Source organism: Bacillus sp. LR--39 (assembly GCF_053613335.1).
In genome coordinates this window covers 510,571-524,181 of sequence record NZ_JBSIOT010000001.1, presented here as the reverse complement: position 1 = coordinate 524,181, position 13,611 = coordinate 510,571, and the positions used below count along the sequence as shown (strand labels likewise).

The 13,611-nt window shown below is 47.7% G+C and carries 13 protein-coding genes; 4 read left to right on the top strand and 9 right to left on the bottom strand.

All coding sequences use genetic code 11. The features are described 5' to 3' along the window. Positions 1–13: 13 nt before the first annotated feature. From ACWHAR_RS02925 to alr, 4 genes are all read left to right on the top strand, one after another. Positions 14–1,132 carry an NADH-dependent flavin oxidoreductase gene (locus ACWHAR_RS02925; RefSeq protein WP_032874152.1) on the top strand — a complete coding sequence of 373 codons (1,119 nt, stop codon included), beginning with the start codon at positions 14–16 and terminating at the stop codon, positions 1,130–1,132. Positions 1,133–1,258: 126 nt separating this feature from the next. Then, entirely contained in the window at positions 1,259–1,471 is a 213-nt protein-coding gene (locus tag ACWHAR_RS02920; RefSeq protein WP_007408362.1) for a spore germination protein, read from the top strand. A 125-nt stretch (positions 1,472–1,596) separates the two neighbouring features. Continuing rightward, the gene (locus ACWHAR_RS02915; RefSeq protein ID WP_014418351.1) at positions 1,597–1,809 is read left to right on the top strand and encodes a spore germination protein; all 213 of its coding nucleotides are present in this window, start codon (positions 1,597–1,599) and stop codon (positions 1,807–1,809) included. Between the two features lie 176 nt (positions 1,810–1,985). Further along, positions 1,986–3,167: an alanine racemase gene (gene alr / locus ACWHAR_RS02910; protein ID WP_025649856.1), complete on the top strand. Its 1,182-nt coding sequence runs from the start codon at positions 1,986–1,988 to the stop codon at positions 3,165–3,167. Positions 3,168–3,315: 148 nt separating this feature from the next. Here the strand turns inward: alr and spo0A are convergent, their stop codons facing one another. The 9 genes from spo0A to xseA form a co-directional block, all read right to left on the bottom strand. Beyond that, complete coding sequence (gene spo0A / locus ACWHAR_RS02905) at positions 3,316–4,116, bottom strand: sporulation transcription factor Spo0A (protein WP_003153177.1); 801 nt, start codon at positions 4,114–4,116, stop codon at positions 3,316–3,318. A 280-nt stretch (positions 4,117–4,396) separates the two neighbouring features. Beyond that, on the bottom strand, positions 4,397–5,677 hold the full coding sequence (gene spoIVB, locus ACWHAR_RS02900) for a SpoIVB peptidase (RefSeq protein WP_007408360.1): 1,281 nt from the start codon (positions 5,675–5,677) through the stop codon (positions 4,397–4,399). Positions 5,678–5,840: 163 nt separating this feature from the next. Further along, positions 5,841–7,571, bottom strand: a complete 1,731-nt coding sequence (gene recN / locus ACWHAR_RS02895) for a DNA repair protein RecN (protein ID WP_032874060.1) — start codon at positions 7,569–7,571, stop codon at positions 5,841–5,843. Positions 7,572–7,602: 31 nt separating this feature from the next. After that, entirely contained in the window at positions 7,603–8,052 is a 450-nt protein-coding gene (gene ahrC / locus ACWHAR_RS02890) for a transcriptional regulator AhrC/ArgR (RefSeq protein ID WP_003153173.1), read from the bottom strand. 96 nt (positions 8,053–8,148) lie between these two features. Beyond that, positions 8,149–8,994: a TlyA family RNA methyltransferase gene (locus ACWHAR_RS02885; RefSeq protein ID WP_007612503.1), complete on the bottom strand. Its 846-nt coding sequence runs from the start codon at positions 8,992–8,994 to the stop codon at positions 8,149–8,151. Then, on the bottom strand, positions 8,991–10,892 hold the full coding sequence (dxs, locus tag ACWHAR_RS02880; protein WP_007612504.1) for a 1-deoxy-D-xylulose-5-phosphate synthase: 1,902 nt from the start codon (positions 10,890–10,892) through the stop codon (positions 8,991–8,993). The genes ACWHAR_RS02885 and dxs overlap by 4 nt, the downstream gene beginning before the upstream one ends. A gap of 143 nt (positions 10,893–11,035) precedes the next feature. Next, positions 11,036–11,926, bottom strand: coding sequence for a polyprenyl synthetase family protein (locus ACWHAR_RS02875; RefSeq protein ID WP_032874058.1), 891 nt, complete (start codon positions 11,924–11,926; stop codon positions 11,036–11,038). Continuing rightward, positions 11,916–12,170 carry an exodeoxyribonuclease VII small subunit gene (locus ACWHAR_RS02870; RefSeq protein ID WP_007408352.1) on the bottom strand — a complete coding sequence of 85 codons (255 nt, stop codon included), beginning with the start codon at positions 12,168–12,170 and terminating at the stop codon, positions 11,916–11,918. The genes ACWHAR_RS02875 and ACWHAR_RS02870 overlap by 11 nt, the downstream gene beginning before the upstream one ends. Next, positions 12,167–13,513: an exodeoxyribonuclease VII large subunit gene (xseA, locus tag ACWHAR_RS02865; protein ID WP_032874055.1), complete on the bottom strand. Its 1,347-nt coding sequence runs from the start codon at positions 13,511–13,513 to the stop codon at positions 12,167–12,169. The genes ACWHAR_RS02870 and xseA overlap by 4 nt, the downstream gene beginning before the upstream one ends. Positions 13,514–13,611: the final 98 nt, after the last annotated feature.

Here is a 13,611-nt window from a genome sequence, read left to right as displayed (position 1 = left end):
AGAAGGCGAAATGATGAAGCAAACTTATAAACCGCTGTTTGAACCTTTTACGTTCGAAAGCGGCGTCACCATACCAAACCGTATTTCAGTCGCGCCGATGACACACTATTCATCAAATGATGACGGAACGATTTCCGACCGTGAATTAAGCTACATTACTCCCCGTTCAAAAGAAATGGGCATGGTCATTACGGCATGTGCAAACGTAACGCCGGACGGCAAAGCGTTTCCAGGCCAGCCCGGCATCTATGATGATTCTCACATTCCCGGCTTGAAAAAACTCGCTCAGGCGATCCAGTCTCAAGGAGCGAAAGCCGTTGTGCAGATTCACCACGGAGGATTAGAATGCCCTCCTGAACTCGTGCCAAACAACGACGTCGTCAGTCCGAGCGGCTCAGAAGAAGACGGGAGACAAACGTCCCGGGCTCTCACCGAACAAGAAATTGAGCACATCGTGAAAGCATTCGGCGAAGCGACACGCAGAGCGATTGAAGCCGGCTTTGACGGTGTTGAAATTCACGGGGCAAACGGGTACCTGATTCACCAATTTTATTCACCGAAAACAAACCGGCGCACAGACCGCTGGGGCGGAAGCGATGAAAAGCGCCTTGCGTTCCCGCTTGCAGTCGTTGACGCTGTCAAACGAGCAATTGATACACACGCTGAAAATCCATTCGTTCTCGGCTACCGCCTGTCACCGGAAGAGCCGGAAACACCGGGGCTTACAATGAAAGAAACATTCATGCTCGCCGACGCGCTTGCAGAAGAGAACTTGGATTATCTGCATATTTCACTGATGGATGTCAATTCCAAAGCCCGCCGCGGAGCGGATACTTCACGGACCCGGATGGATTTATTAAACGAACGCGTCGGCCATAAAGTGCCGCTGATGGCCGTCGGTTCCATCTATACCGCGGAGGAAGCGCTTGCTGTATTAGAAAGCGGAATTCCGCTGGTGGCTCTGGGACGTGTCATTTTGATTAACCCCGAATGGGCGGTGCTGGTCAAAGAAGGCCGCGAACAGGAAATCGAAAAAGCCATTCAAGCATCTGAAATTGAGAAATACCGACTTCCTGAACCGTTATGGGAAATGATCCAGAATACAGGCGGCTGGGTGCCGTTTGAAAAGTAGACTAAAAAAACTGCCGGATGTCCGGCAGTTTTTTTGATTCACAAGTTTTTACCGCTTTGTTTACTCCTATTTCTTACACACAGCGTACATATAGTAAATAGATTAATAGAAAGGAGACCGTATATGATGGCTGGTTTTCCTATTACGATTAACAGTCTTTCCGGAAACGGGGTTGTCAATGTCGGCGGTGCGTTTTCGATAAGTCCTTTAACCGTATCAAAAACCGTCTACGGCTCAGGTGGGGGAAATACAGGGATGGTCCTGCAAATGAATCAATCCAGTACCTCTCAATCTTCAAGCTCTCAATACTCTGATCAAAATGTAACGAAAACACTATGACATCTCCATTCCCCTCCCTTTCCGGCTGGCAGCAGCCGGATTCTTTTTGCCGTTTTGTTTAATCTTATTCCATATTACAGCGTACATATAGTTAGTAGACTGTGAGAGAAAGGAGAAAAAATAGAATGAGCGGTTGCCCGATTACGATAAACAACGTATCAGGAAACGGAGTTGTCAATGTTGGCGGCGCCATATCCATCAGTCCGCTGACTGCATCAAAAACCGTTTTCGGTGCCGGAGGGGGAAATATCGGCATTGTCATTCAAAACAATGCTGTGAGCCACACCAAAATGTTTGAACATCAATTTTCAGATCAGAATATTGTAAAGTCAATTTAAGGGCTGCCATGCAGCCCTTTCAGCATAAATAAAGCAGGCGCACTGATTTCCTGAAACCTTGATCTTTAAACATCAGCGATCACCTTCCCTTGTTTTGAATGATTTCAGTTCAAGGTGAATAGAATGCAGATTGAAAGCATGAGTACTGAAACTCATTAAGGAAAGAAGGAATCGTGATGAAAAAACTTTGCCGGGAAGTTTGGATTGAAGTTGACCTTGATGCGATAAAAAAGAACGTACGGGCGATCCGCCGCCATATTCCGAATACGTCTAAAATTATGGCCGTCGTAAAAGCGAACGCTTATGGCCACGGCTCTGTGGAAGTAGCGCGGCAGGCACTGGAAAGCGGGGCGAGCGAGCTCGCTGTCGCAAGTGTCGAAGAGGGAATTGTGTTACGGAGAGCGGGAATTACGGCACCTATTCTTGTGCTCGGCTTCACAGCTCTCAGCTGTGTGAAAAAATCTGCCGTTTGGAACATAACATTATCAGCGTTTCAGGTCAGCTGGATCAAAAAAGCGAATCGGATATTGGAAAAAGAAGCAGATTCGAAACGGCTGTCCATTCATATCAATGTGGATACCGGAATGGGCCGGCTGGGTGTGCGTACGGAAGAAGATCTTTTAGCAGTGGTGAAAGCGCTCAAGTCGAGTACATACCTGTCATGGGATGGCATCTTTACACATTTTTCAACAGCGGATGAACCGGACACTGAGCTGACGATGCTGCAGCACGAAAAGTTTATCAGCTTTCTCAGCTTTTTAAAAAATCAAGACATTACGCTGCCTACCGTGCATATGTGCAATACAGCCGCCGCTATCGCATTCCCGGAATTCAGCGCCGACATGATCCGTTTAGGTATTGGTTTATATGGTTTATATCCGTCCGCCTCGATAAAGGAACTGAACCTCGTGGATCTCACACCCGCACTAAGTTTAAAGGCGCGTATCGCTTATGTGAAAGCCATGGTGACAGATCCCCGGACCGTCAGTTATGGTGCCACATATATCGCCGAACCGGGTGAAATCATCGCGACGATTCCGATCGGCTATGCTGACGGTTACTCCCGCGCCCTGTCCAACCGCGGGTTTATTCTGCACCGCGGCAGACGGGTGCCGGTGGCGGGGAGAGTGACAATGGATATGATCATGGTCAGTTTAGGTGAGAATGAGGGCAAACAAGGAGAAGAAGTCGTCATCTACGGTAAACAACAAGGAGCCGAGATTTCCGTTGATGAAATTGCCGAAATGCTCGGTACGATCAGCTACGAAGTCTTATCTGTATTAAGCCGCCGCGTCCCCCGCTTTTATTTCAGAGACGGCAAAATCATTAAAATATCAGCTCCGGTATTATACGTGTAGACGGCATAGATCCCGCATTTATGTATAGAACAAGTAAAGGCGTGAGTGATTTCCATTGTTTTCGTCAGCAAAATTTCAAAACGCCTTCTCTTCCGCGTTCATGCACGGAATAGAAGGCGCGAAAAAGACATCTAGCCAAAAGCTTGCGTTACGAAGCTTTATGCTCCAATCTCAGCTTGTCAGCAACCATCGCGATGAATTCCGAGTTGGTTGGTTTTGCTTTTGTCATGCTTACCGTATATCCGAACAGTGAAGAAATGGAATCAATATTTCCCCTGCTCCATGCGACTTCAATGGCGTGGCGGATGGCCCGTTCTACACGGCTTGCGGTCGTGTTGAATTTTTTGGCAATGTCGGGATAAAGGACTTTTGTGATGCTGCCGAGGAGTTCAATGTCGTTATACACCATGGAAATGGCTTCACGCAAATAAAGATAGCCTTTGATATGGGCAGGCACACCGATCTCATGGATAATGCTTGTAATGCTGGCATCGAGATTTTTCCGCTTTGGCTCCGGCTGGCTGCGGATAATGCTGCTTTGCGCGGACGGCGCACGGTGTGTGACACTGCTGACATTTCCGCTTACCTGGCGGATATGGCCGACAAGGTTTTCCATATCAAACGGCTTCAGGATGAAATAGGACGCGCCTAAATCGACGGCTTTTTTCGTAACGTCTTCCTGACCGAATGCCGTCAGCATGATGACGTTCGGCTGCTTCTCGAGCTCTGATTCCCGCAGACGCTCCAAAACCGCAAGTCCGTCCAGATGCGGCATGATAATGTCTAAAACGAGCACATCGGGATTCTTATCTTTAAACAACGAAAGACATTCCTGTCCGTTATAAGCAACGCCGATCACTTCCATATCATCCTGTCCCTCTATATATTCACTCAACAGGCTTACAAGCTCTCGATTATCATCAGCAACACAAACTTTAATTTTCTCCACGTTTCTTCCTCCCCCAATGTATTAACAGGACGCAACCCATTTGACTGCTATATGTTACATTCGACAAAACCACTACTTCCCCTTTTAAAAAATCCATATTTACCAATAATAGTGGTATATCTTTGTTTTTCTAGCATTTTCTAGGTTTTTCGACTAAAAATTAAGTTTGACAAATCAGGAAACGTGAATTTGTCGAAAAATCTTCATGTCTTATTTTACATGAATCCCGGAAAGAAGTGAAGAACGCATCACATAAAAAAACTGCCGGATCATCCGGCAGTCAGCTTGCTTTATCTTTCCCGTAAACATCAACACCCGCTTCAGACAGCATCCATTCGATATGAACGCCGTAGCCGCTTGTCGGATCATTGACAAATACGTGGGTTACGGCTCCGACGACCTTTCCGTTCTGGATGATCGGGCTTCCGCTCATCCCCTGAACGATTCCGCCGGTTCTTTTCAGCAGTTTCGGGTCTGTCACTTTCAACACCATTCCCTTTGTCGCTGGGAATTTTTGCGGCGTGGTGCTGACGATTTCAATATCAAATTTCTCTACTTTATCGTTTTCAATAACCGTCAGCATTTGCGCCGGTCCTTTTTTTACTTCATTTGACAAAGCAATCGGAAGCGCTTTGTCGGAAATGTTGTTTTTAATCGGCTGATGCAGTGTCCCGAAAATGCCGAACGGGCTGTTGCGGTTAATATCGCCGATCGTTTTCCGTTCTGACGAAAACCTTGCCAGTTTTTCGCCGGGATTGCCGCCTTTTCCTTTTTCAATCGATGTTACAGTTGAACGGACGATTTCTCCGTCTTCTACAACAATCGGTTTTTTTGTATCCATATCAGAGATGACGTGGCCCAATGCGCCGTATTTTTTTGTTTTCGGTTCAAAAAATGTCATGGTGCCGATGCCGGCTGCCGAATCGCGGATATAAAGGCCGATTCGATATTTCCCCTCGGCTTCGTCCTTTGTCGGAATCAGCTTTGTTTTGATTTTTTGCTTATCGCGTTTCACCAATAAATCCAAAGATTCACCGGTTTTGCCCGCTTTTTGAATAAACGGAGCGATGTCGCTCATTTTTTCAATTTTATGTCCGTTCATTTTAATAATGATGTCGCCAGATTCAATTCCCGCTTGTTCTCCCGGAGACTTTTTCCCATCCTTTGTCATCACCTGGTGAAAACCGACGACCAAAACACCGACTGAATGCAGTTTTACACCGATGGACTGTCCGCCCGGAATGACCTTCAATTCTGGAAGGACACGCACTTTTGTTTTTTTAATGGGAAACCCGGCAAGATCATATACTACTTCTGACCGGCCTTGTGTTTGCCCTGTTATGTTTGCATGGCCGTGCTCTTCTTTCAGCGTAAAGGCTTCTGATAATTCGCCCTTTTCAGCGCTTATTGATGCATTGACCGGAACGGCCTGTGTCTGGTTTTCAAAGACGCTCATTTCTGACGGTATCAGTAAATATTCTTTAAATGGCTTAAAAAAGCCTACACTTAGTAAAGAAACAAGGAGAATTACACCTATTGCTTTCCTCATGTTATCGTGCATTCATTCCTTCACTCTCCTCGCTCCTATCCCACACCACTTTCTTTTTCTGCTACATCTATACTTTTGCCTTCCTGCGCTTGATTTATAACCGGCATACGAAGAAAAACATTGGATACACTGTTAGAGAAATGGAACAAAAAAATAAGCTGCCTGTATCAGCAGCTTATCCTGTCGTTTTTACCTGTCCGGCCTGTTTTAGAAGCTCTTGTGCATGCCGTTTTGTCAGATCGGTCACTTCAACGCCCGCAATCATGCGGCCGATTTCCGCTACCTTGTCCTGTTTGGAAAGCGGCGTGACATGCGTTGTCGTCCGGCCGTCTTTGAATTCTTTTGCGATCAGAAGGTGTGTATCCGCCATGGCGGCAACCTGCGGCAGGTGTGTAATGCAGAGCACCTGTGAACCGGTCGATACTTTATGGATTTTTTCCGCGATGGCTTGGGCAACCCGCCCGCTTACACCGGTGTCCACTTCGTCAAAGATGATGGAGGTGACATCCTGCTGGGAAGAAAAAATACTCTTCATCGCCAGCATCACCCTTGAAAGCTCGCCTCCGGAAGCGACCTTTGACAGCGGTTTTAAAGGCTCACCGGTGTTTGTTGAAATTAAAAACTTCACAAGGTCAATCCCCTTTTGGGTAAGCTGCACAGGCTGCCCGTTAACAACCGGTGCTTCACTGGCTGACGGATCGGTTTTCACGAGAAATTCCGTATCAAACGTTGATTTGCCCATATACAGACTTTTTAATTCCTGATGAATCGCTTCCGCCAGTTTTTTAGCCCAAGCTTTTCTGATTTTTGATAAATTGGCGGCTTCTACGGCCACATCTTTGCCGACCGACTCCAATTCCTTCTTCAGCGCTTCAAGGTGGCTGTCGCGGTTCTCGATTTGATCGATTTCCTCTTCTATTTTGGAGCCGTATTCCAAAATGTCTTCTACCGTCGCTCCGTATTTGCGCTTCAGCTGTTTGATCTCATTTAAACGGGTTTCAATAAAATTCAGCCGTTCCGGGTCATATTCCAGATCATCTAACAGATTGCGCATCTGAAAGGTTGCATCCTCCAGCAGATAATAGGAACTTGACACACTTTCTGACAGCTTTTGCAGCGGTTCATTGATATCCGAAATATCTTCAAGCTGGGCAGAGGCCATTCCGACCCAGTCAAGCCCCCCCTGCTCGCTGCGGAGCGCATTATAGGCGTTTTGCAATGATTCATAAATTTTTTCAAAGTTGGATATCTGCTTCCGCTCTTCCTGAAGAAGTTCGTCTTCATTCAATTCAAGCTTCGCCGACTCGATTTCTTCAAGCTGAAATTGAATCAGGTCTAACCGATGCGCCATTTCCTGCTCGCTTTCTGACAGCTTCTTCACTTTTTTGAGCAGCTTCATATAACGCTCATAGCCTTCATGGTAAGCCTGAAGCGCGGATTCGGCCTCAGCGCCCGCAAACCTGTCCAAAAGCTCCAAGTGTTTATCGTCCTCCATTAACAGCTGGTTATCATGCTGTCCGTGAATATCTAATAAAAGTCTGCCGATTTCCCTTAAAGCCGCAATCGTCACTAATTTTCCGTTGACACGGCAGACGCTTTTTCCTCCGGCATTGATGTCCCTTCTCATGACAATCATGTCATCAGATGCGTCTATTCCCTGCTCACGGCATACATCAAAAACGGGATGACCGCTGTCCAAAAGAAACAGTCCTTCAAGCTCGGCCTTTGTTTCACCGTAACGGACAAATTCAGACGAGCCGCGGCCGCCGACTAATAGGGAAACGGCGTCTATAATAATTGACTTGCCGGCCCCTGTTTCTCCCGTCAGGACGGTGAGCCCCCGTTCAAACGAAATCGTCAGTTCCTCTATAATGGCAAAGTTTTTTATTGATAGTTCAGCTAACAAACAGCATTCCACCTTTTATCTGATAATTACGCTACAGCAGCTCCAAAAGACGGCTTTGAACGCCTTCCGTATCTTCAGGCGTCCTGCAGATGATTAAGATCGTGTCATCTCCGCAGATCGTGCCCATGATTTCTTCCCATTCGAGATTATCCATCAGAGCGCCGATTGCCTGAGCATTCCCCGGCATCGTTTTTAATACGATCATATGGCTTGCTGAGTCAATTTTTACGAACGCATCCATTAATGAACGCTTCAGTTTTGACAGCGGATTGAACCGCTGATCCGCCGGCAGGCTGTATTTGTAGGAGCCGTTGTTCGTCGGCACCTTTACGAGATGCAGCTCTTTAATGTCTCTGGAGACAGTCGCCTGGGTTACCTTATATCCTTCTTCTCTCAGCATGTCAACTAAGTCATCCTGCGTTTCAATCTCATGGCTTGTAATAAGCTCTCTGATTTTTATATGCCTTTGGCCTTTTGTCATGTAAGCACCTCTGTTTTCAAGCTGTTCTTGTCATTATGTTAACCGCTTCTTGATAAAAAGTACATGATGGCAGAAAAAAGGAATAATAGCCCCCTATTATTCCGGTACATCTGTCTTTTTGGCTTTTAATGTTTCATGTGCTTCGCGGACGGTACGGAGAATGTCTTCTTCCGGCAGTTCAGCGCCGTTTCCGTCTTCTCCGCCCCATTCCAAATGAAGCAGAAACTCAATATTGCCGTCTCCCCCTGTAATCGGTGAGAAGGACAGTCCTTTCACTGTATATCCTTCAGAAGCGGCAAATTGATTCATGCGGCGGAGAACGTCAGTATGAACGCCGGGATCTCTGACAATGCCTTTTTTTCCGACGGATTCCCGTCCGGCTTCAAATTGCGGCTTTACCAGTGCAATACAATCGCTCCCCGGTACAAGCAGCGTTTTTAAAACCGGCAGAATGAGGCGGAGTGAGATGAAAGAAACATCGATTGTCGCAAATTCCGGCAAACCCTCTGTGAAATCGGAAGGCTCGGAATAGCGGAAATTCGTCCGTTCCATGACGACGACCCTCTCGTCCTGTCTGAGCTTCCAAGCAAGCTGATTATAGCCGACATCCACTGCGTAGGACCGCTCGGCTCCGTTTTGGAGGGCGCAATCCGTGAATCCCCCTGTAGACGAGCCGATGTCAATCATCGTTTTGCCTTTTACCGAGACAGGAAACACTTCCAAGGCTTTTTCAAGCTTTAATCCGCCTCTGCTGACGTATTTAAGAGGGTTTCCTTTTACCGTTAACGGAAGATCCCGGGCGATTTTTTCACCCGGTTTGTCCAATCGGTTTTCATTTGAGTATACGATGCCCGCCATAATGGCGCGTTTCGCTTTTTCCCGCGTTTCCGCAAGGCCTTTTTCTACAAGAAGTACATCTAATCGTTCTTTTTTTGCTGTCATGATCCAATTCCTTTATGTGTCTTCGGGGGCATCAGCAGTTTTATCCGGTTCATAACCTCAGCCTTCGTGAGACCGATTTCTTCAAGCAGGGCGGTTACGCTGCCGTGCTCAATAAACCGGTCTGGGATGCCCATTCTGTCAATCGGTGTATGATACATGCCGAGGTCATGAGCGAATTCGAGAATCGTGCTGCCGAATCCGCCTTCAAGCACGGCTTCTTCTATCGTTAAAATCGGCAGACCTTCATTAAGAATGGCCTTCATCATTTGTTGATCAATCGGTTTTATGAACCGCGCATTCACGACACGCACAGACAGGCCTTCTTTTTGCAGTTCTTCAGCCGCTTCCAGCGCCATTTCAATGGTCGTACCGAATGTTAAAATGACCGCGTCTTTTCCGGGACGGAGCACTTCCCATGTTCCGATCGGAATGGTTTTCAGCTCTTTATCCATCTTTACGCCGAGTCCGTTTCCGCGCGGGAAGCGCATCGCAATCGGACCTTCCTCGTAGGAAAGGGCTGTATTGACCATATGGCGGCCTTCATTTTCATCCTTCGGCATCATTAAAACGAGGTTCGGTATATGCCGCAAAAAGGCGATGTCAAAAACGCCTTGATGCGTCTCCCCGTCAGCGCCGACCAAACCGGCGCGGTCAATGCCGATAAATACATTCGCGTTTTGACGGCAGATGTCATGGACGACCTGATCGTACGCCCGCTGCAAAAAGGTCGAATAAATCGCAAGAAACGGCTTCATGCCTTGGAGCGCCATTCCAGCCGCCATTGTCGCCGCATGCTGTTCTGCGATTCCGACATCAAACATGCGTTCAGGGAATTCTTTCGCAAACCCTTCCAGTTTGGAGCCGACCGGCATGGCCGGTGTAATGGCGACAATTCTGTCATCCTCACGCGCCAGCTCCTGCACGGTGCCGCTGACAAGTCCGCTCCATGAAGGCGCCGCGGCTTTCGGCTTGACGAAATCACCCGTATTGATTTTGTACGGCCCCGTTCCGTGCCATGTGCCGATTGTGTCGGTCTCAGCCGGTTTATAGCCTTTGCCCTTTTTCGTAATGACATGTAAAAGGACAGGGCCTTTCGTTTTTTTGGCGTATTGCAGGTTTTCAAACAGTTCGTGGTAAGAATGACCGTCAACCGGGCCTAAATACGTAAAGCCCAGCTCTTCAAAAAACATGCCTGACACAAGCATATATTTCAAACTGTCTTTTATCCGTTCCGCTGTGGCGGCCAATTTTCCGCCGACGGCCGGGATGCGCTTAAATAAATATTCAAGCTCGTCTTTTACCCATTGATATTTGCCGGCCGTGCGAAGCCGTCCCAGCATAGAATGAATCGCCCCGACGTTCGGCGCAATGCTCATCTCATTATCATTCAGGATGACGATCATGTCTTTTTTCTCATCACCGATATGGTTCAGCGCTTCAAGCGCCATTCCTCCGGTTAAAGCGCCGTCTCCGATAATCGGGATGATATATTCTTTCGATCCTTTAATATCACGGGCGGCAGCCATTCCCATCGCGCCTGAGAGCGAGGTTGAGCTGTGGCCTGTTTCCCATACGTCATGTTCGCTTTCGCTGCGTTTCGGGAAACCGCAAAGCCCTTTATATTGGCGCAAGGTCTCAAACTCCTTGCCGCGTCCGGTTAACAGTTTATGAACATAGGACTGATGTCCGACATCCCATAAAAATTTATCTTTCGGACTGTCAAATTCTTTGTGAAGCGCAATTGTCAGCTCGACAACCCCGAGGTTCGGCCCGATATGGCCGCCAGAAGCAGACAGCGATGTGATGAGGAAATTGCGGATCTCCTCACTCAGCTCTTCCAGCTGTTCAATTGACATCTTTTTAAGAAATGACGGGTCCTGTATTGATAAAAGATCCAAAGCGGATCAACTCACTTTCAGCATGAATTTCTGCAAATTAAACAGTGTCTTTTTGAAAAAAGAAAAAGACTCCCTTTGTATTTTCATCGAAACTGCTTACATTTTACCATAGGAGCAGCAGCCCCTTCAAATCAGGACCGTTTTTAATGATCTCTCGCCGCGATTAAATCACAGAGGTCATGCAGCAATTCTTTCTGAAGGGAAAGGCCGCTGATGATCTGTTTCGCCTCGCTGATATGATACGCAAGCTTTTCTTTCGCGCCTTCAAGCGTTAAAAGCGACGGATACGTTGACTTTTCATTCGTCGTGTCTGAGCCGACCGGTTTGCCGATCTTCTCCTCATGACCTTCAATATCAAGGATGTCGTCTCTGATTTGAAACCCGATGCCGATATGGCTGCTGAACAAACGGAGCTTTTCTACTTCATCCTCCGGCGCATCTGCCAAAATGGCGCCCGCCGTCACGGAAAAACCGAGGAGCTTGGCCGTTTTCCGCTCGTGGATGGATTCCAGCTCCTCAAGCGTTATCCGCTTTTGTTCCGCTTCCATGTCGGCAGCCTGCCCGCCGACCATTCCTTCCGTTCCCGCCGCACTGATCAGCTCATCGACGAGACGGAGCCGTTTTTCTGCTGAAACCGCCTCAGACACGTGGGATGTGATCAATTTAAAGCTTTCTGTCAGAAGCCCGTCTCCGGCCAATACGGCTGCCGCTTCTCCGAAGACTTTATGGTTTGTGGGCTTTCCCCGGCGCAGATCATCATCGTCCATGCAAGGCAGATCATCATGGATTAAAGAATACGTATGAATCATTTCGACAGCGCATCCGACCGGAATCCCGTCCTTTTCATCTTTTCCGTAAGCATTCAGAACGGCTAAGACGACGAGGGGGCGCAGCCTCTTACCGCCCGCTTCCAAAGAATACAGCATAGATTTTTTGAGGGTTTCCGGCATCGCAAGCCGTTCTGTATACAAAGAAAGCTGCTGTTCAATCAGTTGTTTGCGCGATGCTAAAAATGCGTCCAGTTTATTTGTCACCTTCGTCTTCCTCCTGAACGCTGAAAGGTGCAAGTTCTCCGTTATCTTTTAAAATAAAGTCCATTTGCTTTTCGACATGCTGAAGCTTTTCATGGCACATTTTTGAAAGGGCCATCCCTTCCTGAAAATAATTAATCGCCTGCTCCAGCGGCACGTCTCCTTCTTCAAGCTTTGCCACAATGCCTTCAAGGCCTTTCATCGCCTCTTCAAATGTCAGCTCTTCACTTTTTTTGGTTTCTGTCATTTTCGTTCGCCTCTCTTTTGCAATACTTCACACGTCAGAACGCCGTCTGTCATCTTTACTTCTAGCGTATCATTTTGTTCCACTTGATCAACGCTTTTGATCAGCTCTTTGTCTTTATAGGCCAGACTGTATCCTCTCTCCATCACCTGAAGGGGACTTAATGCATTCAGTTTACCAAGAACCGTCTGAAACTGCGAATGAAGCTGCTTCAGCTGGACATTCATGCTTCGGGCGAGCTGATTTGAGCGCTCCTCGTACCGTTTTTTCGCCTGTTTCAGCTGGGTTTCAGGGTGGAGCGCCGTTAATCTGTACGTATTTCGCTCCAGCTGCCTTTGTTTCATGTCCGTAAGCCCTGTGAGCTGTGATTGGAACTGCTGATACAAAAGGTCAAACTGCTGTTCCTTTTGGGTGTACAATCGTTTCGGAAAACGGAACGCGTAGGATGACTGGAGCGATTGAATCCGTTCTTTTTTCTTGCTGATATGCTGCTGCATCGCTCTTGTCAGGCGGACTTCCGCCGTTTTTGTCCGTTCCATTAAGTCCGTCGTGTGGGGGACGGCGATTTCTGCCGCTCCTGTCGGCGTTGCCGCCCGGATATCCGCGACGAAATCACTGATTGTAAAATCTGTTTCATGTCCGACGGCTGATATAATCGGAATGGCGGAAGCAAAAATCGCCCGGGCCACGATTTCTTCGTTAAATGCCCACAATTCTTCGATCGAGCCCCCTCCCCTTCCGACGATCAGGACGTCACACATTTTTTGTGCATTGGCTTCTTCAATGCGCTTCACAATCGATCTGCTGGCATTTTCACCTTGAACGAGCGCGGGAAGCACAATGACTTTCACAAGGGGGTATCTTCTTTTGAGTGTGGTAATAACGTCTCTGACGGCTGCTCCCGTCGGTGACGTGACGACCCCGATCGTGGCCGGAAAAGCGGGGATGGCCTGCTTATGCCGGTCATCGAACAACCCTTCGCCGGCAAGTTTTTTCTTTAATTCTTCATATGCTAAGTAGAGCGCCCCCACACCGTCCGGCTGCATTTCTTTCGCGTACAGCTGATAGCTTCCGCTCGGTTCATAGACGGAGATGCCGCCTCTTACGATGACCTTCATCCCGTCTTCGGGCTTAAACGCAAGCCTCGAACTTTGCCTCTGAAACATGACGGCCTGCATGCGGGCATGCTCATCTTTTAATGTAAAATAAATGTGGCCTCTCGTATGGATTTTAACATTGGAGAGCTCACCCTTAATCCAAATGTCTTCAAGATGAGGGTCCACATCGAATTTTCGTTTAATGTATTTGGTCAGCGCGGAAACCGTGACATATGCCGCTTCACTCACATCCTGCACTCCTTTCATAAAGGCTTTTTGCCCTAAACTAAGAAAACCCGCTCTGGCTGAAAGGAGCCTTAAGAAGCGGGTATCGTGCTCATTGTCAC